The sequence below is a fragment of the Kitasatospora sp. NPDC048296 genome (genome assembly GCF_043201815.1).
Classification (GTDB): Bacteria; Actinomycetota; Actinomycetes; order Streptomycetales; family Streptomycetaceae; genus Kitasatospora.
Window position 1 is genome coordinate 86,549 of record NZ_JBICZB010000007.1, and the last position, 24,763, is coordinate 111,311.

The 24,763-nt window shown below is 73.1% G+C and carries 20 protein-coding genes; 4 read left to right on the top strand and 16 right to left on the bottom strand.

The features are described from left to right. Positions 1-29 precede the first annotated feature (29 nt). The 4 genes from ACGF12_RS07410 to ACGF12_RS07425 all read right to left on the bottom strand — a co-directional run bounded on the left by ACGF12_RS07410 (position 30) and on the right by ACGF12_RS07425 (position 3,872). Positions 30-1,556, bottom strand: a complete 1,527-nt coding sequence (locus ACGF12_RS07410; protein ID WP_393026839.1) for an AMP-binding protein — start codon at positions 1,554-1,556, stop codon at positions 30-32. A 33-nt stretch (positions 1,557-1,589) separates the two neighbouring features. Beyond that, entirely contained in the window at positions 1,590-1,841 is a 252-nt protein-coding gene (locus tag ACGF12_RS07415) for a phosphopantetheine-binding protein (protein ID WP_393026841.1), read from the bottom strand. A gap of 175 nt (positions 1,842-2,016) precedes the next feature. Then, complete coding sequence (locus tag ACGF12_RS07420; protein ID WP_393026843.1) at positions 2,017-2,952, bottom strand: ACP S-malonyltransferase; 936 nt, start codon at positions 2,950-2,952, stop codon at positions 2,017-2,019. Continuing rightward, a complete protein-coding gene (locus ACGF12_RS07425) occupies positions 2,949-3,872 on the bottom strand; it encodes a proline iminopeptidase-family hydrolase (protein WP_393026845.1) in 924 nt (307 codons plus the stop codon). Before ACGF12_RS07425 ends, ACGF12_RS07420 begins: the two co-directional genes overlap by 4 nt. Before the next feature lie 385 nt (positions 3,873-4,257). On the opposite strand from ACGF12_RS07425, the gene ACGF12_RS07430 reads away from it, so the two are divergent. The 3 genes from ACGF12_RS07430 to ACGF12_RS07440 all read left to right on the top strand — a co-directional run bounded on the left by ACGF12_RS07430 (position 4,258) and on the right by ACGF12_RS07440 (position 7,007). Beyond that, positions 4,258-5,487: a cytochrome P450 gene (locus ACGF12_RS07430; protein ID WP_393026847.1), complete on the top strand. Its 1,230-nt coding sequence runs from the start codon at positions 4,258-4,260 to the stop codon at positions 5,485-5,487. 48 nt (positions 5,488-5,535) lie between these two features. Beyond that, entirely contained in the window at positions 5,536-6,753 is a 1,218-nt protein-coding gene (locus tag ACGF12_RS07435; RefSeq protein ID WP_393026849.1) for a cytochrome P450, read from the top strand. Positions 6,754-6,815: 62 nt separating this feature from the next. Further along, positions 6,816-7,007: a ferredoxin gene (locus tag ACGF12_RS07440; protein ID WP_393026851.1), complete on the top strand. Its 192-nt coding sequence runs from the start codon at positions 6,816-6,818 to the stop codon at positions 7,005-7,007. 136 nt (positions 7,008-7,143) lie between these two features. Here ACGF12_RS07440 and ACGF12_RS07445 read toward each other — a convergent pair whose 3' ends face one another. The 8 genes from ACGF12_RS07445 to ACGF12_RS07480 form a co-directional block, all read right to left on the bottom strand. After that, positions 7,144-7,668: an adenosine-specific kinase gene (locus tag ACGF12_RS07445; RefSeq protein ID WP_393026853.1), complete on the bottom strand. Its 525-nt coding sequence runs from the start codon at positions 7,666-7,668 to the stop codon at positions 7,144-7,146. A gap of 281 nt (positions 7,669-7,949) precedes the next feature. Next, positions 7,950-9,590, bottom strand: coding sequence for an AMP-binding protein (locus tag ACGF12_RS07450; RefSeq protein ID WP_393026855.1), 1,641 nt, complete (start codon positions 9,588-9,590; stop codon positions 7,950-7,952). 139 nt (positions 9,591-9,729) lie between these two features. Further along, the gene (locus tag ACGF12_RS07455) at positions 9,730-9,972 is read right to left on the bottom strand and encodes a chaplin (protein ID WP_393026857.1); all 243 of its coding nucleotides are present in this window, start codon (positions 9,970-9,972) and stop codon (positions 9,730-9,732) included. 93 nt (positions 9,973-10,065) lie between these two features. Then, on the bottom strand, positions 10,066-10,383 hold the full coding sequence (locus tag ACGF12_RS07460; RefSeq protein WP_393026859.1) for a hypothetical protein: 318 nt from the start codon (positions 10,381-10,383) through the stop codon (positions 10,066-10,068). Continuing rightward, positions 10,380-12,950 carry an Hsp70 family protein gene (locus tag ACGF12_RS07465; protein ID WP_393026861.1) on the bottom strand — a complete coding sequence of 857 codons (2,571 nt, stop codon included), beginning with the start codon at positions 12,948-12,950 and terminating at the stop codon, positions 10,380-10,382. Before ACGF12_RS07465 ends, ACGF12_RS07460 begins: the two co-directional genes overlap by 4 nt. Before the next feature lie 31 nt (positions 12,951-12,981). Beyond that, complete coding sequence (locus tag ACGF12_RS07470) at positions 12,982-13,734, bottom strand: nucleotide exchange factor GrpE (protein WP_393026863.1); 753 nt, start codon at positions 13,732-13,734, stop codon at positions 12,982-12,984. Beyond that, positions 13,731-14,156 carry a hypothetical protein gene (locus ACGF12_RS07475; RefSeq protein ID WP_393026865.1) on the bottom strand — a complete coding sequence of 142 codons (426 nt, stop codon included), beginning with the start codon at positions 14,154-14,156 and terminating at the stop codon, positions 13,731-13,733. The genes ACGF12_RS07470 and ACGF12_RS07475 overlap by 4 nt, the downstream gene beginning before the upstream one ends. Positions 14,157-14,295: 139 nt before the next feature. Then, positions 14,296-18,387: a hypothetical protein gene (locus ACGF12_RS07480; RefSeq protein ID WP_393026867.1), complete on the bottom strand. Its 4,092-nt coding sequence runs from the start codon at positions 18,385-18,387 to the stop codon at positions 14,296-14,298. A gap of 188 nt (positions 18,388-18,575) precedes the next feature. Between ACGF12_RS07480 and ACGF12_RS07485 the strand changes: the two genes are divergently transcribed. After that, entirely contained in the window at positions 18,576-20,372 is a 1,797-nt protein-coding gene (locus ACGF12_RS07485; protein ID WP_393026869.1) for a serine/threonine protein kinase, read from the top strand. Positions 20,373-20,402: 30 nt separating this feature from the next. On the opposite strand, the gene ACGF12_RS07490 is transcribed toward ACGF12_RS07485, so the two are convergent. From ACGF12_RS07490 to ACGF12_RS07505, 4 genes are read right to left on the bottom strand one after another with little or no spacing between them, the layout of a single operon-like run. Beyond that, complete coding sequence (locus tag ACGF12_RS07490; RefSeq protein WP_393026871.1) at positions 20,403-20,939, bottom strand: hypothetical protein; 537 nt, start codon at positions 20,937-20,939, stop codon at positions 20,403-20,405. A gap of 10 nt (positions 20,940-20,949) precedes the next feature. Further along, complete coding sequence (locus ACGF12_RS07495) at positions 20,950-22,002, bottom strand: ABC transporter ATP-binding protein (protein ID WP_393026873.1); 1,053 nt, start codon at positions 22,000-22,002, stop codon at positions 20,950-20,952. Then, complete coding sequence (locus ACGF12_RS07500; RefSeq protein WP_393026875.1) at positions 21,999-23,582, bottom strand: ABC transporter permease; 1,584 nt, start codon at positions 23,580-23,582, stop codon at positions 21,999-22,001. Before ACGF12_RS07500 ends, ACGF12_RS07495 begins: the two co-directional genes overlap by 4 nt. Then, a complete protein-coding gene (locus ACGF12_RS07505; RefSeq protein ID WP_393026877.1) occupies positions 23,579-24,655 on the bottom strand; it encodes an iron ABC transporter substrate-binding protein in 1,077 nt (358 codons plus the stop codon). The genes ACGF12_RS07500 and ACGF12_RS07505 overlap by 4 nt, the downstream gene beginning before the upstream one ends. Positions 24,656-24,763: the final 108 nt, after the last annotated feature.

Below are 24,763 nucleotides of genomic sequence, written 5' to 3' on the forward strand. Positions count from 1 at the left end.
GCGTGTGTCCGTCCTCTCCATCGTGAGCCTCAATCGGATGTCGTCGCGGCCTGGAGTGCGAGCTGCTTGCGGTCGATCTTTCGGTTCGAGTTCAGCGGGAACTCGGCCAGGTGCTGATAGCGCTTGGGGACGATCGCCACCGGTAGCACCTTGCGCAGGTCACGGGCGAGTTGAGCCGGCGGCACGACCTCGCCGGTGTAGAAGACCACCAGTTCCACCGAGCCCTGGGCCGCCATCGCCACGGTGACCGCGTCCTGCACGCCGGGGCAGCTGCGCACCGCGGCGTCCACCTCGGCCAACTCCACCCGCACCCCGAGCACCTGCACCTGCGCGTCGTCCCGGCCCAGGTAGAGCAGCTCACCACCGTCCGCCCGGCGGACCCGGTCCCCGGTGCGGTAGAAGCGCCGACCGTTGCGGTCGAAGAACCGCCCCACGTCGTCACCGGGATCGAGGTATCCGGCGGTCAACTGTGGTCCTGCAATGCACAGTTCACCCTCAACGGCAGAGTCCTCGCCGCTGGGGTCGAGCAGCAGGACCTGGTGTCCGCCGTGCACCGAACCGATCGGCACCATGCCGTTGAGCGCGTCCTCGCCCGCCCAGCGGTGGGCGGCGACGGTGATGGTCAGCTCGGTCGGCCCGTAGAGGTTCTCCAGTGTCGAATCCGGCGCCGCCGCCAGCCAGTTGCCCGCATCCTGGCAGCTCAGCGCCTCTCCGGCGAAGAAGCTCCAGCGCAGCGAGGGCATGCTGGCGGGCCCGAGGCCCCCCATCCGCCGCACCAGCGCGATCGCGCTGGGGGTGGAGAACCAGACGGTCAGGCCGTTGTCGGCGATGAACCGCGGCATGTCCCGGTAGGCCTGCGGCGGCGGAACGACCAGCGTGCCACCGGCTCCCCAGGCGCAGAACAGGTCGAACATCGCGCAGTCGAAGTTGAGGTCGAAGTTCTGCGAGAAGACGTCCTCGGGACCGAAGTCGTACCGCTCGTCGAGCAGGCCGAAGTAGTGACGGGTGTTGGCGTGGGTGACCGGAACGCCCTTGGGCCGGCCGGTCGAGCCCGAGGTGAACAGGACGTACGCGGTGTCCTCGCCGCGCACCGGCATCGGCGCGGACAGCGCGCTGCCCGCCGCCGGCGGTACGGCCGGCTGCGGCTGACCGCCGGGGGCGAAGAGCACCGGTAGGTCGACGCCCTCCTCCCGCAGCCCGACCAGGACCGGCAGCGAGTCGTCGTCGGCGATGAGCGCACCGACTCCGCTCGCCTCGATCATCTGCCGGGTGCGGGCGGCGGGGAAGGCCGGCTGCAGCGGGACCATGGTGATCCCGGTGTACAGACCGGCCAGGATCGACGCGTACGCCGAGGGACCCTTGCCCGCCAGCACGCCGATCGCCGCCGGCCGCGACGGCAGGTGGGCCAGCAGCGAACCGGCCAGCAGCAGCGCGCGCTCGTGCAGCTCCTGGTAGGTCAGGCTGGTCCCGCCTGCCAGCACTGCGGGGCGGTCCGCCGACTTGGCGAGTCCGCGCAGGAAACGCCCGGACAGCGCGAGGTCCACGGTGTCATCCATCGTGGTGGCCCTTTCGTGTCCCTCTCCGCCCCGTCAGGCCTCGGCGCCGGTCAGCATGCCCGCCACGGTCTTCCAGAGCACGCCGGGGGTCTCGAAGGTCTCCGGGGTCAGCGCGTCGTCCAGGAAGCGGACGTCGTAGGCCGCCTCCAGGTTGCCCAGCAGCTCCACGGTGCCGAGCGAGTCCAGGCCCAGCTCACGCAGCGGGGTGTCGTTCTCCAGCTGCTCGCCCGGGGGCAGGAAGGGCAGGAAGCGGCGCAGGGTCTCTTCGAACTTCTGGTCCCACATGGTGACTCCATCACTGTCGTTGTTCGTCGTCGAGTGTGCTCGGACGGCGCCGAAGCGGCGCCGGTGTGCTCGGGCGGCGCCGAAGCGGCCAGCCGGTGTGCTCGGGCGGCGCTGACCGGTGTCGGCGCGTTCTGGCAGGTGCGCTCCAGGAGGGGGCGGACCCGCGCCTCGGCGCTCAGCCGACGGAGGACCGGCGCCTGGGGGTCATCGCCAGCCGGGGGTTGGCCGGCACGACCTCGAAGTTTCCCGTGGTGCACGGGACTCGGCCGAACAGGCTGTCAGGGCCCGCGACACAGACCTGCTCGACGCCGAGCCGCTTGAGCCCGGCCACCGCGTCCGGCCAGCGCAGCGGACGCACGATGCTGTCCAGCAGCATCGTGCGCACCTGCTCGGCCGTGGTGAGCAGCGCGCCGTCCTGGTCGGCCACCACCGGCAGCTTCGGGTCGGTGAAGTGCAGGGTGGACAGCACCTCGCGCTCGGCCTTGTCCCGCAGCCCGGCGAAGGCGCCCGAGTGCAGCGGCGGACGCATGGTGTAGAGCGGCATCCCACCGATCGCGCGCAGCCGCTGCTGCATCCACTCCACCCGGGACTCGCGCAGCGAGAGCATGTAGAAGCCCTCGTCGACGTAGCAGGAGATGTCGTGCCACTCGCCCTGCTCGTCCAGCTCGGCGAGGATCTCGCCCAGTTTCTCCTCGGGAGTACGGACGAAGGAGAGCACCACGATGTCGGTGTGCTCCTGGCTGAAGTACTCGTCCATGCAGCGCGCGAGTTCGGCGGTCATCCGCACGGCCTCGGGCATCGAGAGCGACCGGGCGAAGGCGACCGCCGCCTTCTCGCCGAAGCTGGGGCCGAGGACGGCCTCCGCTTCGACGCCGAGGGCATCCTGCGCCCAGTCGGCGCTGGCCAGGCAGTTGACCAGGAAGGCCACCTGGGCCGCCTCGGAGTAGTCGCCCTCGGCCTCGCGGAGGGCGTCCACCAGGGAGTAGCCGAGGACCTCGTCGGCGACCGTGACCAGTTCCCTGGCGAATCGGTTGGCCACCATGAACCGGCCGACGTCGTTGAAGGCGACCGGGCCCATGCCGGGGAAGATCATCGCTGTTCGCTTCGTCATGACCGGCTCTCCCCCACCGGCTGCGCCAGCTCCTTCAGGAAGCCCACCATCACCTCGGTGAAGCGATTCGACTCCTCCAGGTGCGGGCAGTGGCTGGAGTTCTCGAAGATCTCCCAACGCACGTTGGGGATGCGGTCGAAGTAGGGCTGCATCGTCACCGGGGTGGCCTCGTCGTACCTGCCGCTGATCAGCAGCGTCGGCGTCCGGATCGCGTCCAGTTCGTCGATGATCGACCAGTCCTTGAGGGTGCCGATCACGTGGAACTCGTTGGGCCCGTTCATCGTGTAGTACACGGTCGGGTTGTTGTAGATCTCCATGAAGGAGGAGAGGAAGTCCCTTGGCCAGGGCAGGATCCGGCACACGTGACGGTCGTAGAAGACCCGCATGGCGGCCAGGTACTCGGGCGACTCGAAGGTCTCGGCCGCCTCGTGCCGCAGCAGGGTCTCCTGCACGTCCGGCGGCAGCTGCGCGCGCAGCACGGCCATCTCGCTGAGCCACAGCGGGTAGGAGGCGGGCGAGTTGGCCACCACCAAGCCGCGCAGTCCGGCCGGCCGGGTCATCGCGTGCTTCGCGGCGAGCAGGCCGCCCCAGGACTGGCCGAACAGCACGTAGTTGTCGGCGATGCCCAGTTCGCCCAGCAGGTTGGCCAGTTCGGCGGCGAAGAGGTCGACCTTCCAGAAGTCGGCGCCCTTGTTGGGCAGATGGGTCGAGCCGCCGTTGCCGAGCTGGTCGTAGTGCACCACCGGCCAGCCCTGCTCGGCGAGTTCGGTCAGCTGCAGCAGGTAGTCGTGGGTGCTGCCGGGACCGCCGTGCACAACCACCACGGCCGGTTTTCCCGCTCGGAGATCGCCGGTGACCCGGTACCAGGTTCGGTACTTCCCGAACGGGACGGTTCCCTTAGCGCTGGGCTCCAGGGGCACGGTAACCACCTCAGTCGACAGACGTGTTCGGGGTGCACGGGAACGTGATCCGGCCCCGACGCTAACGCGCTGCGACGGCCCGGCTGGACCCCTAGCGGCCCCTAGCCCAGCAGGGGCGCGAGCCGGATCGGCCCGGGTAGCGGCACAGGCCACACGGTAGGGGTCGGCAGGGGTGTGGCGCGGTGATCGGGCCGCCTAACGTGCGAACAACGGTCGAATGCGCCGTACGGATGGCCGCTCCACGCGCCCGGGTCCTCCTCGCGCGGGGGGCTTCCTCGCGCCGGGATCAGCGTGCCCGGATCAGCGTGCTCGCGCATACGACGCACGCGAGTTCCGACGTATGCGAGTTCGAATGAGTTCGTTCGAGTGAGTTCGAGAGGGCACCATGACCCAGACTGCTGACCAGGACCGTCCGGCCGCCCAGCCGCCGGCCTTCCCGATGCCGCGTTCCTGCCCCTTCAGCCCGCCGGCACAGTACGCCGAGCTCCGTGAGAGCGAGCCGATCTCTCGGGCGGTCCTCAAGGTCAACGGCAAGCCCACCTGGCTGGTCAGCACCTACGAGAGCATGAAGAAGATCCTCGGCGACTCCCGGGTGAGCGCCAACCTCAAGCTGCCCGGCTACCCGCTGCAGGTGCCGGTGCCCGAGGAGATGCTGCAGGCCGTCCCGCTCACCTTCCTCTCCATGGACCAGCCCGAACACACCGTCCAGCGCCGGCTGCTGGCGCCCGAGTTCAGCCTCCGCCGGATTCGCGCGCTGCGCCCCCGGATCCAGCAGATCGTGGATGCCCAGATCGACGCGATGCTGGCCAAGGGCGGCCCGCTGGACCTGGTGGCCGCGCTCGCGCTGCCGGTGCCCTCGCTGGTGATCTGCGAGCTGCTCGGCGTCCCCTACGAGGACCACCCGCGCTTCGAGCACTGGGCCGGCCAGATCATGAACCAGGACATCAGCGACGCGGAGCGCGGCCTGGCGCACTACGAACTCGACCAGTACGTCGATCAGTTGGTCACCATCAAGGAGACCACTCCGGGCGACGACATGATCAGCCGACTGATCGCGGCCAACCGCGCCGAGCCCTCCGTCGAGCACGCCGACATCGTGAGCATGGCCCGGCTGATGCTGGTCACCGGCCACGAGACCACTGCCAACATGATCGCGCTGGGCACCCTGGCCCTACTGGAGCACCCCGACCAGCTCGCCGCCGTCCAGGCCGACTCCACCCTGCTGCCCAAGGCCGTCGAGGAGTTGCTGCGGTTCTTCAGCATCTCCGACGCCGGCACCGCCCGGGTCGCGCTGGAGGACATCGAGATCGACGGAGTCGTCATCAAGGCGGGCGAGGGCATCCTGCCGCTCAACAACTCCGCCAACCACGACGAGAGCGTCTTCCCCGACGCCGACACCCTCGACATCCGCCGCGAGGCCCGCAGTCACCTCGCCTTCGGCTACGGCATTCACCAGTGCATCGGCCAGAACCTCGCCCGGATCGAGCTCGAGATCGTCTACGAGACCCTGTTCCGGCGCATCCCCGGCCTGAAGCTCACCGTCCCGATGTCCGAGCTCAAGTTCAAGGACGACGCCATCGTCTACGGGATGTACGAGCTGCCCGTCACCTGGTGACCCAGGCGGATCGATCCGACCAGTCGAACCCGACTCCGAGAGGGCACCATGACCCAGGACCACCTGGCCACCGAACTGCCGAACTTCCCGATGACCCGCACCTGTCCGTTCAGGCCGCCGGCGCAGTACGCCGAGCTCCGTGAGAGCGAGCCGATCTCCCAGGCGGTACTCAAGGTCACCGGCAAGCCGGCCTGGCTGGTCACCACGCACGAGCACGTCAAGACGGTGCTCGGCGACTCCCGCGTGAGCTCCAACCTCAAACTGCCCGGCTACCCGCACCAGTTCCACATCCCCGAGGAGATGCTGCGCGAGGTCCGCCTCATGCTGCTCTCCATGGACCCGCCGGAGCACACCGCCCAGCGCCGCTACCTGATCCCCGAGTTCACCGCCCGCCGGATGCGCGCGCTGCGCCCCCGGATCCAGGAGATCGTGGACGCCCGGATCGACGCGATGCTCACGGCCGGCGGACCGGTCGACCTGGTGGCCGCACTCTCGCTGGCGGTGCCCTCGCTGGTGATCTGCGAGCTGCTCGGCGTCCCGTACGAGGACCACCCGCAGTTCGAGGAGTGGTCGGCGCTGATGATGAACCACGACATCAGCCCGGAGGAGTACGGCGCCGCGGTCGTCGGCCTGGACATGTACCTGGACAAGCTGATCACCGCCAAGGAGACCGAACCCGGTGACGACCTGATCAGCCGGTTCATCGAGAAGAACCGCGAAGAGCCGATCGCCGACCACACCGACATCGTCACGATGGCCCGGCTGATGCTGGTCGGCGGGCACGAGACCACCGCCAACATGATCTCGCTCGGCGTGCTCGGCCTGCTGGAGCACCCCGAGCAGCTCGACGCCATCAAGGCCGACCCCGAGCTGCTGCCCGGCGCGGTGGAGGAGCTGCTGCGCTTCTTCAGCATCTCCGACTCCGGCACCGCCCGGGTCGCACTGGAGGACATCGAGATCGACGGCACCGTCATCAAGGCGGGCGAGGGCATCCTGCCGCTCAACAACTCCGCCAACCACGACGAGAGCGTCTTCCCCGACGCCGACACCCTCGACATCCGCCGCGAGGCCCGCAGCCACCTCGCCTTCGGCTACGGCATCCACCAGTGCATCGGCCAGAACCTCGCCCGGATCGAGCTCGAGGTCGTCTACGGCACCCTGTTCCGGCGCATCCCCGGCCTCAAGCTGGCCGCCCCGATGTCCGAGCTCAAGTTCAAGGACGAGGCCCTGGTCTACGGCGTCCACGAGCTCCCCGTCACCTGGTGACCGTCCGGCCCACAGAGGTTCACTCCACCGAGGTTCACCCCACAGAGCGAGGTACAACCACTATGCGTGTCAGCGTCGACCCCGACCGGTGTGTGTCGGCCGGCCAGTGTGTCATGCGCGCCCCCGACGTCTTCGACCAGGACGAGGACGGCATCGTGACGCTGCTCCAGGAGGAGCCGCCCGCGGAGCTGCACGCGCTGGTCAGGCAGACCGCCTCGCTCTGCCCGGTGCGGCTCATCCAGATCACCGAGTAGCCGAAGGCCGACTGAGCGAACACCCCCACCGATCGCCCCGCCGAACGTCCCACACGTTCGGCGGGGCGTGGCGCGTTCGTGGGCCCGGGTACAGGTGCCGAAGGCATGCGACCGGGCAGGAGACAGGACGCCGAGTTCAGAGCTTGTAGCCGATCTGGCGCAGCAGGCTGTGGCGGTCCGCGGCATCCTCGTCGGTCTCGACCCCGACCGGTGGTACGCCGTCGATCACGCCGATCACGCCGCGGCCCCGATCGGTGACGGCCAGCAGGACATCGACCGGGTTGGCGGTCGCGCAGAAGATGCCGCACAGCTCGGGCACGAGCTTGACGGCGTTGAGGACGTTGACCGGGTAGCCGCCACGCAGCAGGATCACGAAGGAGTGGCCGGCCCCGATCGCCTGCGCGTTGCGTACGGCCAACGGCACCAACTCCTCGTCGTTGCCGGACCGGCGGACCAGGCAGGCGCCGGACGCCTCGCAGAAGGCGATTCCGAAGCGCAGGTGCGGGCCCGCCCCGGCCATCGCCTCGTGCACGTCCTCCACGGTCTTGATGAAGTGCGACTGGCCGATGATCACATTCGCGTCATCGGGCTTCTCGATGCTCACCACATCGAAGGACAATCCGGCGGCGGCCACCAGGAACCTCCTGCTCTCGCTCGTCATCGGACGATGCACGTCGTTCCGATCATGTCCGCCGGACCTGCGTGCCGTCGGGACGGCACGCAGGCGAAGCGTCGCCAAGTCAGCCGGGAAGACGTCGGAGGACCAGATACGGACCGGTGCGCGGGTGGCCACGCCGATCGGGAGGGAGTGTCGGTGGCCAGGGCGGGCTGTTCCGGCGGGAGGGGGATCACGCGTTCCACGGTGACGTCGAGGGGCATGATCCCACTCTCCCGCCGGGTACCCGGGCCCGCCTCCCGGGCGGCCGAAGGTACGGCAAGGCCCTAGAGGCCGAGGATGCGGACGGCCAGCTCGCGCATCTCGACCTTGCGGATCTTGCCGGTCACGGTCATCGGGAATTCCTCGACCACGTGGACGTAGCGCGGGATCTTGAAGTGGGCCAGCCGCCCGGCGCAGTACTCGCGCACGGCCTCGGCGGTGAGCTGATCGGCGCCCTCGCGCATCCGGATCCAGGCCATCAGTTCCTCGCCGTACTTGGTGTCGGGGACACCGATCACCTGGACGTCGAGGATGTCCGGGTGGGTGTAGAGGAACTCCTCGATCTCGCGCGGGTAGAGGTTCTCCCCGCCACGGATCACCATGTCCTTGATCCGCCCGGTGATCGCCAGGTAGCCGTCCTGGTCCATCACCGCGAGGTCCCCGGTGTGCATCCAGCGGGCCGCGTCGACGGCCTCGGCGGTGCGCTCGGGCTCGTTCCAGTAGCCGAGCATGACGGAGTAGCCGCGGGTGCACAGCTCGCCGGGTTCGCCGCGCGGGACGGTACGGCCGGTGGCCGGGTCGACCACCTTGACCTCCAGGTGCGGGCCGACCCTGCCGACGGTGGAGACCCGGCGCTCGACCGAGTCGTCGGCGCGGGTCTGGGTGGAGACCGGCGAGGTTTCCGTCATGCCGTAGCAGATGGAGACCTCGGCCATGCCCATCCGCTCGATGACCTCCTTCATCACCTCGGTCGGGCAGGGCGAGCCGGCCATGATGCCGGTGCGCAGGCTGCCGAGGTCGTAGCGGGCGAAGTCCGGGTCGGCGAGTTCGGCGATGAACATGGTCGGCACGCCGTACAGCGAGGTGCAGCGCTCGGCGGCGACGGCGGCCAGGGTGGCGCCGGGTTCGAAGGAGGGGGCCGGGATGACCATGCAGGCGCCGTGCGAGGTGGCGGCGAGGTTGCCCATCACCATGCCGAAGCAGTGGTAGAAGGGCACCGGGATGCAGATCCGGTCCTGCTCGGTGTAGTTGAGCAGTTCCCCGACGAAGTAGCCGTTGTTGAGGATGTTGTGGTGCGAGAGGGTCGCGCCCTTGGGGAAGCCGGTGGTGCCGGAGGTGTACTGGATGTTGATCGGGTCGTCGGGCGCCAACTCGCCCAGGCGCTCGGCGAAGAGAGCGCGTAGGGCGGGATCGGCCCCGCGGCCGGCCGACAGGATGGCGTCCCAGGCGGGGCTGCCGAGCAGCACCACCCGCTCCAACTCGCGGCAGTGCGGCCGGACTTCCTCGATCATCGCGGCATAGTCCGAGGACTTGAAGCGCTCGGCGGCGACCAGCACCCGGATCCCGGCCTGGTTCAGCACGTACTCCAACTCGTGCGCCCGGTAGGCAGGGTTGACCGTGACCAGGATCGCGCCGAGCTTGGCGGTGGCGTACTGGGTGAGGGTCCACTCGGCGCAGTTGGGGGCCCAGATGCCGACCCGGTCGCCCTTGGCGATCCCGAGCTCCAGCAGGCCGAGTGCCAGCGCGTCCACGTCGGCGGCGAGTTGGGCGTACGTCCAGCGGCGGGCGGTGGGCCGGTCGACCAGGGCGTCGCGCTCGGGGAAGGCGCGCACCGCGCGGTCGAGGTTCTCCCCGATGGTGTCGCCGAGCAGCGGAACGTCCGAGGTGCCGCAGGCGTAGCTGCGCGGGGCGGGCGTGGTCGGCACGGGCTGGCTCCTGGGTGCGGAGGTGCGGGACGGGGACCATGGTCGCCGTTCCCGGGCCCGCGGCGCCACCCCCGAACGGGGGTGCGGACACGGCGCCGGGGCCGCCCGTCGGGTTCGACGGACGGCCCCGGCGCCACTGTCACCCGTTGATGCAGGTGACGTTGCCCGTCACCGGGTTGAGGAACCCGGGCAGGTTGAACGTGTTGCCGCAGAAGGCGATCTCGGTGTTGATCGGGATCAGGATCTGGTTGCCGGAGAGCAGGCCGGGCGAGTTGGTGGCGATGCCGTTGGCGGTCGCGTCGCCGGCCGCGGCGGTGCCGGCGCCCGCGAGGACCGCCACCGCGGCGAGCGCGGTGGCGGCGAGGGTGGTGCGAATACGCATTGCGTCACTCCTTGTGAGGGTGGCGAAACAGCCGTGTGACCATCACACTCACACCGATCGAACTTCACCGCAGGCCGGGAGCGTCCGGATTGGTCAGTCGGAGGGCGTGTCGCCCTCCCGCACGCCCGGTCCGGGCCCGGCGACACCGGCCACGCTCAGTGATCGCAGCAGCTCCCGGGCCGCTTCCAGCCCGGGTTCGGCCGCCACCGCGCGGTGCAGCAGACCGAGCGCGAGCGCCCCGTCCCCGGCCGCCAGGGCGTCCAGTGCCCGGTTGTAATCGATCCGACCGGCGTAACGCAGCCGGAACAGCACGCTCAGGTCCTCCCGGCAGGACGGGCAGCCGAGCGTCTGCGGGTCCGCCGGCACCCGGCACAGCGGGCACTGCACGTCGAGGAGGCTCACGGTGGTCATCGCGGACCGGCCTCCTCCGGGCGCACCGGGCCGAGCGACTCGGCGGCCGGCTCGCTGCCGAGCTCCCGCTGCGCCTGCGCGTACAGCGCCAGCAGGTTCGACATGTGGGTGTTGACGGCCTCCATGTTGGGCGCCTCGACCGCGTCGTCCAGCCCGCGCAGCTCCGCCATGATCCGCTGACCCAGGGCCGGCGAGACCATGTTCTGGTTGACGTAGACGTTGCACATGGTGAGCATCCGGAAGGTGTGCCCGAGCGAGTCGCACAGCTCGTCCGCCTTCTGGGCCGCGCGCATCGCGCCCTCCCAGTCGGCGGCCTCGCGGCGCAGCCGCAGCTCGGCGGCCACCGAGCGCAGCCGGTCCAGGTCGCTCGGGTCCAGGTGCTTCTCGCAGTAGTGGATGAACAGGCTCAGGTACGCCTCCGAGCCGCGCACCCAGCGCTGGGCCTTCAGCTGGCGCTGGGCCCGCTCCAGGGCCTCGTCCACCGACTGACCGCGGGTCTGCCCGGCCGCCAGGTCGTCCAGGGCGTCCATCAGCCGCTGCGCCTCGCGCATCTCGGCCTCGGTCAGCTCGCCGCCCCAGCGGTCGGTGAAGGTCTCGATCTGCCGCTGCTGCTCCTCGACCTGCACCTTCAGCTCGGGGTCGAGGGTGACCCGCTCCAGCTTGACGGTCTTCTCGGCGCCGCCCTGGATCCGCACCGACAGGGTGATGGTGCGGTCCCGGTCCAGGCCGAAGGAGACCTCCACCGGGGTACGGCCGCCGAGGCCCTCGGGCAGCCGCAGGGTGAGGTGGCCGATCAGCTCGTTCTGCTGGGCGACCTCGTGCTCGCCCTCGTAGACGGCGATCTCCAGGCGCTGACGGCCGCTGCCGGAGACCACGAACTCCCGGCTGACCGGCGAACTGGTCGGGTAGCTGGTGTTCTTGGGGATGATGACGGCGAGGCGGCCGTCGTTGAGCTCGATGCCGAGGTTCTTCGGGGTGATGTCGAACGGGTTGGTGACCTGCATCAACTCGCCGCATTCCGCGCAGACTTCGGTGCCGGGCGGGTTGACCTTGGCGCAGGAGGCGCAGCGCAGGCCGACGTCCTCGGCGGCGGTGGAGGCCACCTTGGTCTGGCCGGGGGCGGCCGAGTTGAGCGGTTCGCCGCACAGCTCGCAGGCGGTCACGCCGGGGGCGGCCGGGGTGCCGCAGCGCGGGCAGTTGTCGCCGCGCAGCACGGTGGTGGCCTGCGACTGCCTCGGGACGGTCGCGCCGGAGGTGGCCGAACCGGCCATGTCCTGGCCGCACTTGGGGCAGTCGGCGGCGTCGGCGCCGACCGGGATGTGGCAGGTCGGGCAGGAGACCCGGTCGCCGCCGAGCAGGGAGGTCGCGCAGTTGGCGCAGTTGGAGGCCGACAGGTCTCCGGGGGCCCGGCACTCGGGGCACTCCACCTCGCCGACCAGGGCGGACTGCACGGCCGCGCCGAGCGCCACGCACTGCATCGGGTTGACGCCGCGCTTGATCCGGTGGTTGCCGAACACCTCGCCGAGCCGCCGGGCGACCAGCGGGATCGAGGTCGAGCCGCCGACCAGCACCACCTCGTCGATGTCCCCGACAGTCAGGTTGGCCTGCATGATGGCCTTGTGGGTCAGCTCGATGGTCCGCTCGATCTGGGCCTCGATCAGCTCCTCGAAGCGGGCCCGCTCGAACTCCGTCTCCAGCACCAGCTGTCCGGCGCCCAGGCCCGGCAGGATGACCTCGGAGGACTGCTGGTTGGACAGCTCGATCTTGACGGTCTCGGCGGTGGAGGCGATCTTCGGGCGGTCGCGCAGGTCGGGCTGGTAGTCGGAGCCGTACTCCTCGCGGATGTCCTCCAGCAGCGCGGTGGTGATCGCGCGGTCGAAGTCGTCGCCGCCGAGCAGGTTGTCGCCCTCGATGCCGAGCACCGAGACCGAGCCGGGCACCAGCAGCAGGATGGAGATGTCGAAGGTGCCGCCGCCCAGGTCGTAGACCAGGACGGTCCGACCCTCCTCGCCGGCCTCGCCGGCGAGCCCGTACGCGAGCGCGGCCGCGGTCGGCTCGTTGATGATCCGCAGCACGTGCAGGCCGGCCATCCGGCCCGCCTCCTGGGTCGCCGCGACCTGCCGCTCGCCGAAGTAGGCGGGGACGGTGATCACGGCCCGGTGGAAGGGCTCGCCGAGGCGCTGCTCGGCGTCCTCCTTGAGCCGGTGCAGGATGATCGCGGAGATCTCGATCGGGGTGTAGGAGCGGCCGTTGAACCAGACGTTGACGTCGCCGTCGGTGCCCGCGGTGACCTTGTAGTCGACCTCCTTGAGGGCCGCCTGCACCTGCGGGTCCTTGAACTTGCGGCCCATGAAGCGCTTGACCGAGCGGATCACGTTGGCGCCGTCGATGGCGGTCCGGCTGCGCGCGGTGGAGCCCACCAGCAGCTCGCCCTTGCGGCCGCTGCCGACCACGGAGGGCGTGGCCTCCTGGTTCTGCCGGTTGAAGATGATCTCCGGCTCGCCCCGGCGCAGGTGGGCCACCACGGAGTTGGTGGTACCCAGGTCGATGCCGAGTGTGCGGTACATGTCGTTCCCCTCTTGCCCCTCGTGGTCCTGGCTACTTCTTGCGCTTGCCGCGCTTGCCCGGCTTGCCCGCGGCCCTGGCCTGCCGACGGACCCGGGGTGGGACCGGCCTGGCCCGGGCTTCGACGGGCTCTACGGGCTCCGGTTCGACGGTCACCGGCTCGACGGGCTCCGGTTCGACGGAATCCGATCCGAGGGCCGACGACTCAACGGCGTCCGCCGCCACTGCCGACGGCTCGACGATCTCGGGCCGCTCGGGCCTGAGCTCCGCGATCCGGGGATCCTCGACCGGCGGCAGCGCCGACTCCGGTGCGGCGACCACCACTTGGGCCCGCCGCAACACCTCCTGGTCCCAGAAGAACCCGGTCACCACCGTCTGCACCACCGTCTCCGGCGCCACCCCCGGCCGTACCTCGATGCCGACGATCTCGGTCAGCGCAGGGTCCGCCGCCAGCCCCTCCAGCCGCATCGGCCGCACCCCGGCCTTGGCGAGCCGGCCGAGCAGCCGTCGGCGGGTGGCCTCGATGCCCGCGCCGCGCCCGAGCGCCACCAGCTCGCGGTCCAGGCCGAGGGCGGCGAGCGCGTCGTCCACCTCGACCAGGACGCCCAGCAGTTCACGCTGCTCGGCCCGGGCGGCCTGCTTCTGCTCCGTCAGCTTGCTGCCCAACAGCGATGCGCGGAACAGCAGTTGGCTGAACTTGGCGTCCAGGTCGACGGACTCGACGCCCGGCGGGACCTCCAGCCGCCGGTGGCCGTCGAGCGGGGATGCGGTCGGTGCGTCGGTCATTCGGGGACCTCTATCTGCGGCAGCACGGACAGGTCGGCCGCGTATCGGGCCGGGACGGGCGGTTCGGGGTCGGCCCCGGCGGGTGCGGGATCGGCGAAGTCGGCGGCCAACTCGGCGCGGTGCAGGGAGAGAAGGGCCGGGGCGGGCGGCAGCGGCGGGCGCTCGATCACCAGCAGCGGTTCGGCGAGCGCGGGCGCGAGGAGGTCGGCGGCCTGGTCGACCGGCTCCGGCGGGAGCGGCTGCTGGAGGTCCGCCTCCAGCCGGCGGTCCGGGTTGCGCAGCAGCGCGGCGGCGTCCTGGATCTGCTGGCGGGTGAACCGGCCCGCCTTCAGCGCCTTCCCGACCGAGAGGTTGATCTCGCGCACCCCGGCCGTGAGCGGGATGCCCAGGACCTCGTACGGCGAAGGTTCGTGCAGTGGCATGGCGGGCGGTCCCTCTCCTCACGGCTCGGACGGGCCAAACGGGTCGAACGGGTCGGAACTCACGACTCCCGCAAGGTAACTGACGGTCATTCACAGCGCGCACGGTCTACGACGACGGCGGCTCCCGTGCGGTTGCCGGTCACCGGAGCCGGTTGATCCGCGTCTGCAGGGCACGCAGCTCCCGGTCCCCCGGGTTGCACTCGATGGCCGTGGCGATCAGCTGGCGGGCCTCCCAGTAGCGGTGGGCGTTGGCCTCGGCGACGGCGAAGGAGCTGAGGACGATGCCGAGTTCGCTGTTCAGCTTCGCGGTGTCCTCCGGCGAGCCGGACAGGTCGAGTGCCTCCTTCAGCAGCCGGATCGCCTCCCCGTAGCGGCGGGCCTCGTAGTGGCCGATCGCCTCACCGCGCCAGACGCTGACCATCAGGCGCCGGATGTCGACCGAGTCGTCGTAGGACTTGGCCTTCTGCAACAGGGCGGCCTGGGCGGCGAACGGGCTGTCCTGCAGGTTGTCGATGACGTGGTTGGCCAGCAGCACCGCGACCCGGCGCGGCGCCTCGCGCGCGACGTCGCCGTCCCACTCCGGGTCGACACGCAGGGCCTCGGCCATGTGCGCGACGGCGCGGGTGCGGTGGTCGGCGAAGGCGGCGGAGCGGGCGAGCTGGCGCAGCACGAACGCGAGGCCGAGCCGGTGGTCCGGGTCGTCGCCGAGGTCGATCAGCCGCCGCCACATCTCGGCGGCCTCCTCCAGCTCCGCGTCGGTGGCATCGGGGTGGCTGAGCTGGCCGGCCCGGTTGCCGAGGGCGGCCTGCAGGAAGCGTATGGCGGTCAGGTCCCCGGGGACGAGGTCGAGACTCTTCTGCAGCAGCGCGAGGGCGCGCGGGTAGTCCTTGTCCTCGTTGTTGATCTTGCGGGCCCACTGGGCGTAGGTGGCGCCGAGGTCGGCGCGCACCTCCTGGTCGTCCGGGGCCAGCGCGAAGGCCTTCTCCAGCAGCGCGGCGGCTCCGGCCTGGTCGTCGTCGCTGCCCTTGAGCAGGGCGCGGGCGGCCCGGACGCCGGACTCGGCGGCGATCCCGGCCGCGTCGGCGGGCAGCACGGCGCCCGGGACGGTCCGGGCGCGGGTGAGGCAGTCCAGGGCCTCGCGCCAGTCCTGGTTGCGGTGGTGCTCGCGGGCCTGGCTGACCAGGGACTCGCCGAGCAGCGCCTGCCAGCCCTCGCCGCGCTCGTGCTCGGCGACCGCGTCCAGGGCGGCGACGGCGGCGGCCTGGCGGCCCTGGAGGCTCAGGTAGCGCTGCGGGCCGAGCTCGCCGAACAGGGCGAGGGCCCGGGTGAGCGCGGGTGCGTCGGGGCCCGCCGGGCGCCGCCAGGCCCCTACGGCCTGCTCGAAGGCGGCGGCCCAGGCGGCGAGTTCGGGCTCGGCGCGCAGCAGCCGGTCGAGGGTGGGGCCGACGGCGAGGCGGCGGGCGGGGCGGCCGGGCAGCGTGATCCGGACGTCCTGCTGGGCGAAGGCGTCGGCGGCGTGGGCCTCCATGCCCAGGCGCAGGGTCCAGGCGGTGACCTCGTCGCCGCTGCGCCCGGCGGCCCGGTCGAGGGCGCGCAGGTCCTCGTGGAGGCGGTCGGTGAGCGCGGTACGGGCGGTCGCCATCCGCTCCGGTTCGGGGGTGCGGCCGGTGATCCGGGCGGCCTCGTTCCACAGGCCGGGCTGGTGCAGGGCGGCGACCAGGCAGCCGAGGGTCCAGGCCCAGACGTCCTGGTCGTCGGCGGTCACGGCCAGCCGGTAGCCGGCGAGGCCGAGGGCGTGCAGCACCCGGGGGTGGGCCGGGTCCTTGCGCAGGAGCGCGCGGTAGGCCTGGTAGGCCTCGCGGTGGCGGCCCTCGACGGCGTGCTGGTGGGCCTCGTGCTCGGCGAGCAGGACCAGCGCGCCGACCGCCTGCGGGTGGTCGGGAGCGAGGGTGAGGACCTGGCGCAGGTCGCCGGCGGCCCGTCCGGGCTGTTCGGCGGTGAGGGCGGCACCGGCCCGGCGGACCAGGACGGCGGCCCGGGCGGCGCCGGCGTCCTCCGGCAGGTCGGCCAACGCCTCGTCCAGGCGGCCGAGTTCGGCGCGCAGCAGGGCGAGGTCGAGCCGCAGCGGCGCGGCGGCGGCGCTGTCGCCGAGCGCCTCGGCCCAGGCGGCGAGGACGGGTTCGGCCTGCTCCGGGGTGCCGGCCCGGCGGGCGCAGTCCAGGACGGCGCGCAGGGCCGGGCCGGTGCAGCGGACGCAGCGCGGGGAGGCGGCCCCGGCGGGCGCGTGCAGGTGTGCGGCGCAGCTCTCGCGGCCGCAGCCGCCGCAGGTGCCGGTGGCGGGGTGGGCGCAGACCGCGCAGTCGCCGGTGGGGTGCGCCGGTGCCGCCATGGGGGCGGTCAGGAAGTGGCGGTACCAGTCCAGTGCGGTGGCCCAGTTGCCGGCCCGTTCGGCGAGCAGGGCGCGCAGCCGGGCGAGCGCCGGATCCCCGGCCGGGTCGGGGTCGAGCGGTCCGAGGAGGGCGATGGTCTGGACCGGTCGGCCCGCCAGCAGGGCCACGGCGGCCAGGTGGTAGCGGTCGCGCGGCCCGGCGGTGGCGTCGAGCAGGGCGGTGACCTGCTCGGGGGCGCCCTCGGCCAGGGCGAGGGCGGCGCGCAGCCGGGACTGCCGGTGGGTGAGGGCGCCGGGCAGGGCGTCGGCCAGGGCGAGCGCCGCGGCGGCGCGTTGGCGGGCTTCGGGGTGGTCGCGGCCGGTGACCAGCAGGTGGGCGGCCTCGCGCAGGGCGGCTTCGCGCAGCGCGGCCCGGTAGCCGGGGGCGGCGGGGTGCTCGGCGGCGGCCTGCTGCCACAGTTCGCGGGCGGCGACCGGGTCGGCGGCCAGCCGGGTGCGGGCGAGCCGGTCGCGGGCCAGGGCCCGACGCTCACTCAGCTCGGGGTCGTCCAGCCGCTCCCAGCGGGCGAGGGCGCCGGCCTGGTCGTCGGTGCGGGCGAGGGCGAGGCCGTGGTGGAAGGCGGCGATCCGGCTCCAACGGGAGTCCGGTTCGGTGTCGGCCTCGGCGCGCAGGATCGGCTCGGCGTCGGCGGCCTGGCCGGCGGCTATCAGGGCGGCGCCGAGCCGGACCCGGGCGGCGCGCCAGTCGGGGGCCTGGCCGAGGCCGGCCCGGTAGTCGGCGGCGGCCTCGGCCGGGTGCTCGGCCCGCTCGTGGACCAGGGCGAGGCCGAACCGGGCGGGGGCGAAGGAGGGTTGGACGGTCAGGGCCGCGGTGAACTGCTCCCGGGCCTGGTCGTCGGCGCCGAGCAGCAGGGCGAGCCGGCCGAGGGCGTAGCGCGGGCGCGGGTCGCTCGGGCTCTCCCCGGCGGCGGCCGCGAGGTCGGCCCAGGCGGCGTCGGTGGCGCCGAGCCGCTGGCGGGCCAGGCCGCGGAAGAGCAGGCTGTCGGTGCGCAGCGCCGGGCCGCGCCCCCAGGGGGAGGGCTCGCCGGGGCCGCGGCGCAGTGCCTCGTCGAAGGCGGTGACGGCGGGTTCGTCGCGGTGCAGGGTGAACAGTTGGGCGCCCCAGCGGAACCAGAGTTCGCCGCTGCCGCCGGGGGCGGCAGCGGCGAGCAGGGGTTCGGTCTCGGCGGCCCGGCCGGTGGCCCGCAGCAGGGCGGCCCGGGCGAGCACCGGCCAGTCCCGGCCGGGCAGGGCGGCGAGGGCGCGGGCGGTGGCGTGGTCGCGCTGGTCGGCGGTGCCCTCGTGGCACAGCCGCTGCAGCCAGTGCTGGGTACGGGCGGCGGCCTCGGCCTCCTCGCCGGGGTCGGCGCCGGCGGCGGTGGCCTGGAGGAAGGCGAGCAGCGGCCCGAGGTCGCCGTCGGGGGCCTGCATGCGTTCCTCGGCGAGGCGGCGCAGGCTCCACCGGGGCAGTTGCCGGGCCGGGTCGGCGAGCAGCGGGAAGGCCTCGCGGTGCAGGGCGAGGGTGGCCTGCTGGTCGCCGGTGGGGATGGTGGCCTCGGCCTGGCCGAGCAGGGCGAGGCCGCGCTGCGGGCTCAGCTCCCGGGGCCCGCTGGCGAGTTGGCGGGCCAGCCGGGCGTAGCGACGGCGGGCCTGCGGGGCCTTGCCGGCGGCGAGTTGTTCGGCGGCGGCGGCGAGGGCCTTGGCAACGCCGGTGGCGTCCAGGGTCGTTCGCCGGCGCGCGAGTACGACGGCGGCCACACCGGCCAGTGCCACCACGACCAGCAGCACCGCGATCAGCAGCATGCACCGTCCCCCTGTTGCTCAACAGTCGCCCACCGCATGATCAACAGTCCCCGCACGATCATGAGTTGACGTGATTTCGTGATGTTGCTCGGGCGCCATCAGAATAGGCCCTCCTCGGGGCGGCCGAACAGGAACCCGGACTATCCTGGGCAGCCACATCAGCAGCGGTGAGAAGCGTCGGGGGTCGCGTGTCCGAGTCTCGTTGGGTGCCCGGGCTCCGCTTCGGGCCCGAGTTCGACCCCGAGCAGTACGAACTGCTGGAGTTCCACCACCGCGGCGGCGAGGCCGAGGTGTGGCGGGCCGTTCGTACCGGCCACAACGGGATCAAGGAACTGGTCGCCGCCAAGATCATGCTGGAGCGCGACCCCTCCGAGGTGCGCCGCTGGCTGGGGCGCTGGGACGACGTCTCGCACAACGCCCACCGGCTCGGCGTCAACGACCTGGTGGTGCCCAGCTTCCTGCTCGGGCCCTCCCCGCACCGGCCGGGCACGGTGCCCTCCGGCGGGCTGCTGGGCTACCAGATCTCGCCCTGGGTCGAAGGCGTGCCGCTGCACACCTGGGCGCGCAGCCAGCGCGGCGGCCAGACGGCGGTCGCCGAGGTGCTGGCGCGGCTGTGCCGGATCGTCGACGAGCTGCACCGCAAGCGCTGGGTGCACCGCGACATCTCCCCCGCCAACGTGCTGGTGGACGGCCAGGGCCAGGTCAAGCTGATCGACCTGACCTTCCTCGCCCCGCTCGACCACACCCTGACCGTCGCGGTGTTCACCCCCGGGCACGTCCCGCCGGAGGCCGAACAGGTCGGCGGCTTCCCGACCACCGCCAAGGACCTCTTCGCGGTCGGCACCCTGGCCCGCACCCTGCTGCTGCCCGACCACGGCCGGCTCGACCACCGGCTCGCCGCCGAACAGGCCCGCGCCGAACTGCTCGCGGCCGGCTACGGCGAGGAGTTGGCCCGCTGGGCCTGCGAACCGCTGGCCCGGGACCCGGACCGCCGCCCCTCCCCGCTCGGCCCGTGGGTCGCCCGCGGCCGCGAACTCCTGCGCGCCCACCGTCCGGTGGCCCGCACCGCGGGCCTGGCCGTCCTGCCCGACCGCGCCGGCCGGCCGCTGGTGGTCACCGGCGGCGCCGACGGCACCGCGCTGGCCGGCCCCGGCCGCACCGGACAGCGGCTACCCGCCGGCCAGAGCCCTGGAACGGTACGGGAGTTGGCGGCTGGCTGGGCCGGTCGCCAGGGTGAGCTGGTGGTCTGCGCCGAGGACCGGTCCGGCACCCTCTGGGTCGGCACCGCGACCGGTTGGTGGGAGGCGGCGCGCGGGATCAGTGGACTGGCCGGGGCGGTCAACTCGGCCGGGGAGCTGACGGTGTGGACCGCGGCAGGCGGCGCCCTGCGCTCCTACCGCTGGGCGCCCGGCCTCACCCTGACCGGCCAGGAGCACCCCGGCTGCCCCGCCGACCGGGTGCTCGCCGCCGAGGAGGAACGCCCCGGCGCCTGGCTGGTGCTGGTCGAGCACCGCGAGCGCGTGCTCAGCTGGCGGCCGGGCGCCGGCCGGCCGCCCGTCCCGCTCGGCCCGCCGGGCGCCCTGCGCGCCGGGGCCCTGGCGCGCACCTCCGCCGGACCGCAGGCCGCCACCCTGCGGGCGGACGGCTCGGTCCAGCTGCACACCCTGGGCCCGGCGGGGGCGGGGGCGGCCCCGGAGATCGGCGACGGGGAGCCCGCCCTCGGCATCGCCATGGTCGGCCACCGCGGTGGGCCGACCATCGCCCTGGCGGGCGCGGGCGGGGTACGGCTGCGGCTGCCGGCCGGCGGCGCCTCGCGGCGGCCGCGCTGGTGGCGGCCCACGCTGCGCCCGGCCACCCGGGTCGCGCTGGCCGTGGGGGACGACTGGCGGCTGTCCCTGGCGGCGGTGGTGGAGGGCGAGTTGCAGGTGTGGCAGGAGGACGCGGCGTACCGCTGGCAGGCGGTGGAGCTGCCGGAGGAGGGCTGAGCCACCGCCGGGCACGGGTGCGAACGGGCCCTAAGCCTCCGGGCAGCCGTGCAGGAGCTCGGCGAAGGCCTCACCGACGGAGTCGGACGGGAAGATCCGCAGCGCCGCGTCGCAGTCCGGCGTGCTGATCACGTAGCGCTCGGCGAGGTAGGAGAAGTCGTCCCAGGGCTCCCAGGTGTGGGCGCGCAGCAGGATCCGCCCGCAGCGGGTGCAGCCGATCCACGGCACGAGCACCAGGTCGGCGAGCTCCGGCTCGCTCCAGCCCGTCACCACCTCGGCCTCGTCGCGCTCGCCGTCGAGCAGCCGCACCCCGGCGGGCGCGCTGTCGCCCGGGCAGCGCAGGAGGCCGGGAGTGAGCCGCTCGCGCTCGCCCCACTGCTCGGCGAGCACGGAGATCCGCGCCCGGTCCGCACCGCCGATCGGGACCTGGCGGGCGAGCAGGCCCTCGACCAGCAGACCGAGCCCGCACTCCTGCTCCCCGATCTGCCAGCAGTCCTTGACCTCTTTCGAGGCGGGCTCCGGAAGGAGATCGGCGAGCCGGTGCCAGAGGGCGGTGTCTTCGTCCATGCGTCGAACCCTAAACCCCTCGGCCGACCAGGGCCTCCGGCAGCACGTGCACCGGCCCGGCGGCACTGACGTACGTCTCGCCGCCCGTCGGCCACGAGCGGTCCGAGGCCGCGATCAGGGTGTCCGGCAACCCGGCGGCTTCGGGGCGGAGTTCGACGCGGTGGTCGTGGCCCCGGAAGTCGCTGCCGATCACCTTCGCCGGGACGGCTCCGGCCACCGGCTCGGCCGTGAGCCGGAGTTGGCCCGGGCGGAGCAGTGCGAGGCCGCGGCCGGGGGCGGTGGAGGGGGCGGCCAGCGGCAGGGCGCCGAACGGCGTACGGGCCTCGACTCCCGTGGTCTCGGCGGGGATCAGGTTCGCCTCGCCCAGCCCCCGGGCGACGGCGGTGTCCGCCGGGCGGTGGTACAGCTCGTCCGGGCTGCCGGACTGGGCGATCCGGCCGTCGCGCAGCACGGCGATGGTGTCGGCGAAGGACAGCGCCTCGTCCTGGTCGTGGGTGACCAGGACCGCCGTGGTCCCGGACTGCCGCAGGGTGGCGGCGACTTCGCGGCGCAGCTCGGCGCGCAGCGCGGCGTCGAGGGCGGCGAAGGGTTCGTCCAGCAGCAGCAGGCGTGGTCGGGGCGCCAACGCCCGGGCGAGGGCGACGCGTTGCTGCTGGCCGCCGGAGAGCTGGTGCGGGCGGCGCTCCCCCAGTCCGGGCAGGCCGACCAGGTCCAGCAGTTCGCCGACCCGGGCGCGGCGCTGCGAACGCGGCAGGCCGAAGCCGATGTTGGCGGCGACGCTCAGATGCGGGAAGAGCGCGCCGTCCTGCGGGACGAGGCCGATGCCCCGGTGTTCGGCGGCGAGCCGGCTGCGGCCGTCGTCCAGGACGCGGCCGTGCAGCACGACCTGCCCGGCGGCGGCCGGGTGGAAGCCGGCCAGCACCCGCAGCAGGGTGGACTTGCCGCAGCCGGAGGGGCCGAGCACGCAGGCGAGGGCGCCGTCCGGCACGGTCAGGTCGATGCCGTGCAGGACCGGGCTGCGCCCGTGCGCGGCGTGCAGGTCGACGACGGAGAGTCCGGTCATGGGGTGCTCCCGGGACGGCCGAGGGTGCGGCGGGTCAGCAGCAGGACGGAGGGGACGGACAGCGCGACCATCAGGGCCGCGTACGGCGCCGCGGCGCCGTAGGCGAGGCCGCTGGTGTAGACCCAGAACTGGGTGGCCAGGGTCTGGGTGCCGGTCGGACGCAGCAGCAGGGTGGCGGTCAGCTCGGTGGAGGCGGTGAGGCCGACCATGGCGACGGCGGCGCCGAGGCCGGGCAGGACCAGGGGCAGGGTGACCCGGCCGAGGACGGCGAGCGGCCGGGTGCCGAGCGAGCGGGCGGCCTCCTCGACGCCGGGCGGGACCTGGGCGAGGGCGGCGCGCACGGCCGTCAACGCCAGTGGGAAGAACAGCACGACGTACCCGGCGATCAGCATCGGCGGCTGCTGGTACAGGGGTTGGGCCCAGCGGACCGCGAAGTACACCACCGAGAGGGCCACCGCGATGCCGGGCAGCGCCCGGGTGAGGTAGGCGACCCGCTCGACCACGCGGGCCGGCCGGGTGCCGCGCCGCCAGCCGTACAGGGCGACCGGGACGGCGGCGGCGGTGGCGACCACGGCCGCGCCGAGCGCGTACCCGAGGGTGGCCAGGGTGGCGCCGAGGACGGAGGCGGAGGGCAGGGTGGTGGAGCTGCCCTTGATCAGCCAGTACGCCAGCGCGTACAGCGGCACCCCGAGCGAGACGCCGACCAGCGCGGCCAGGGCGGCGAGCGCCGGGACGGTCCAGCCGCCGAGGCGCACGGGCGGGGCGGGGCGGGCGAGGGCGCCGTGCCGGGTGACCCTGGCCCGGCGGCCGGCCCAGGCCTCCAGACCGACCAGCAGCAGGGCGAGCGCGACCAGCACCAGGGTGAGCAGGGAGGCCGAGGCCGCGTCGAAGCCCAGCTTGTACTGGGTGAACACGGCGGTGGCGAAGGTGGTGTACCGCAGCATCGCGAAGGCGCCGTACTCGCCGAGCAGGTAGAGCGAGACCAGCAGCACGCCGCCGGCCAGCGCGGGCCGGGTGAGCGGGAGGGTGACCCGCCACAGGGTGGCGAGGCGGCCGCGGCCGAGCGAGCGGGAGACCTCCTCGGCGGCGGCGTCGCCGTGCCGCAGGGCGGCCGCGACCGGCAGGAAGACCAGCGGGTAGAGCGAGCAGGTCATCACCAGCACCGCGCCCCAGTAGCCGTGGACGGAGCGGAACAGCGACACCCAGGAGTAGCCGCGGACGAACTCCGGTACGGCCAGCGGCAGGGCGAGCGCGACGGTCCAGGCCCGGCGCCCGGGCAGGGCGGTGCGCTCGACCAGGTAGGCGGCGCCGAAGCCGAGGACGGCGGTGGCCAGGGTGACGGCGGCGGTCAGGCCGAGGGTGTGCCCGAGCAGGGTGGCGATCAGCGGGCGGCCGAGCAGCCGCCGGGTCTGGTCCCAACCGGCCTGCGCGGCCTGGGCGATGACGAAGCCGAGCGGCGAGGCGACCACCGCGACGACGGCGACGGCGACGGGGGCGAGCAGGCCGGTGGCCCGCCACCGCCCCCGCGGCCCGCCAACGGGGATCGTCGCTGGGGGGATCGTCGCTGGGGGGGTCGTCACTGGAGCAGACCGGCGTCCTGCAGCAGGGCGAGGGCCTGCTTGCCGTCGCCGAGCTGGGCCGGGTCGGCGACGGTGCCGATGCCGTCCAGGGCGGGCAGTTCGGGCTTGCCCTTCACGCCGTCGACCAGCGGGTACTCGTAGCTCGCGGAGTTCGCGATGACGGTCTGGGCCGGGGCGGAGGCGAGGTAGCCGAGGAAGGCCTGGGCCGCGGCCTGGTGCTTGCCGTGCTTGAGGACGGCGGCGCCGGAGACGTCGACCAGCGAGCCCGGGTCCCCCTTGGGGAAGTAGTGCAGGGTCGCGTGGGTCTCGGCGGCGCCCTTCTCGTCGCGCATCCGGTAGAAGTAGTAGTGGTCGACGACGCCGCCCTCGACCTCGCCGCTGTTGATCGCGGCGGAGAGGGTCTCGTTGCTGTCGTAGACCTTGGCGTTGTCCTTGAGACCCTTGAGCCACTGCTTGGCGGCGTCCTCGCCCTTGGCCTTGAGGACCTGGGTGACGACCGGGGCGAAGTCGGTCTCGCTGGGGGCGATGCCCAGGCGCCCCTTCCACTCGGGCTTGGCCAGGTCGAGGACGGAGGCGGGCGGCGCGGTGTCGGCGCCCTTGCCGGTGGCGGCGAGGAAGGCGGAGGTGCGGGCGGAGACGCCGACCCAGTCGCCCTTGCCGGAGCTGTCGTTGGCCGGGACGGACTTGAGGGTGTCGGGGGCGACCTTGGCGAGCAGACCCTTGTCGCCGAGGACGGTGAGCGCGGGCGGGTTCTCGGCGTAGAAGACGTCGGCCGGGGAGGCGTCGCCCTCCTGGAGGATCTGGTTGGCCAGCTCGGCCTCGTCGCCGGAGCGCAGCTCGACCTTGATGCCGGTGCGCTTGGTGAAGTCGTCGGTCAGCGCCTTGACGGTCTGCTCGTGCTGGCCGCTGTAGAGGGTGATGGTCTGGCCGGCCAGGGCGGTGCCGGAGGCCGCGGGGGAAGCGCTGTCCCCACCCGAGCCGCCGGAGCTGCCGGAGCTGCCGCACGCGGTGAGCGCGAGGGCGCAGGCGGCGAGGAGGGACAGGGCCGCGAGGGGCCTGACGGTTCCGGGCATGGTGAGGGTCCTCCGAGGAAGCGGGTTCGGCCGTGCACGCCTGCGGCAGCCGCAGGGCATCGACCTGGCGACACGAGAACCTAGGGCAGGAAAGGCTTGCCTAACAAG

Excerpts from the sequence above, each read along its gene's own strand:
- ACGF12_RS07465 (WP_393026861.1), bottom strand. The coding sequence starts at position 12,950 with ATGTACCGCACACTCGGCATCGACCTGGGTACCACCAACTCCGTGGTG.
- ACGF12_RS07430 (WP_393026847.1), top strand. The coding sequence starts at position 4,258 with ATGACCCAGACTGCTGACCAGGACCGTCCGGCCGCCCAGCCGCCGGCC.
- ACGF12_RS07490 (WP_393026871.1), bottom strand. The coding sequence starts at position 20,939 with ATGGACGAAGACACCGCCCTCTGGCACCGGCTCGCCGATCTCCTTCCG.
- ACGF12_RS07480 (WP_393026867.1), bottom strand. The coding sequence starts at position 18,387 with ATGCTGCTGATCGCGGTGCTGCTGGTCGTGGTGGCACTGGCCGGTGTG.
- ACGF12_RS07440 (WP_393026851.1), top strand. The coding sequence starts at position 6,816 with ATGCGTGTCAGCGTCGACCCCGACCGGTGTGTGTCGGCCGGCCAGTGT.
- ACGF12_RS07420 (WP_393026843.1), bottom strand. The coding sequence starts at position 2,952 with ATGACGAAGCGAACAGCGATGATCTTCCCCGGCATGGGCCCGGTCGCC.
- ACGF12_RS07475 (WP_393026865.1), bottom strand. The coding sequence starts at position 14,156 with ATGCCACTGCACGAACCTTCGCCGTACGAGGTCCTGGGCATCCCGCTC.
- ACGF12_RS07460 (WP_393026859.1), bottom strand. The coding sequence starts at position 10,383 with ATGACCACCGTGAGCCTCCTCGACGTGCAGTGCCCGCTGTGCCGGGTG.
- ACGF12_RS07505 (WP_393026877.1), bottom strand. The coding sequence starts at position 24,655 with ATGCCCGGAACCGTCAGGCCCCTCGCGGCCCTGTCCCTCCTCGCCGCC.
- ACGF12_RS07495 (WP_393026873.1), bottom strand. The coding sequence starts at position 22,002 with ATGACCGGACTCTCCGTCGTCGACCTGCACGCCGCGCACGGGCGCAGC.
- ACGF12_RS07415 (WP_393026841.1), bottom strand. The coding sequence starts at position 1,841 with ATGTGGGACCAGAAGTTCGAAGAGACCCTGCGCCGCTTCCTGCCCTTC.
- ACGF12_RS07445 (WP_393026853.1), bottom strand. The coding sequence starts at position 7,668 with ATGACGAGCGAGAGCAGGAGGTTCCTGGTGGCCGCCGCCGGATTGTCC.
- ACGF12_RS07435 (WP_393026849.1), top strand. The coding sequence starts at position 5,536 with ATGACCCAGGACCACCTGGCCACCGAACTGCCGAACTTCCCGATGACC.
- ACGF12_RS07455 (WP_393026857.1), bottom strand. The coding sequence starts at position 9,972 with ATGCGTATTCGCACCACCCTCGCCGCCACCGCGCTCGCCGCGGTGGCG.
- ACGF12_RS07410 (WP_393026839.1), bottom strand. The coding sequence starts at position 1,556 with ATGGATGACACCGTGGACCTCGCGCTGTCCGGGCGTTTCCTGCGCGGA.
- ACGF12_RS07470 (WP_393026863.1), bottom strand. The coding sequence starts at position 13,734 with ATGACCGACGCACCGACCGCATCCCCGCTCGACGGCCACCGGCGGCTG.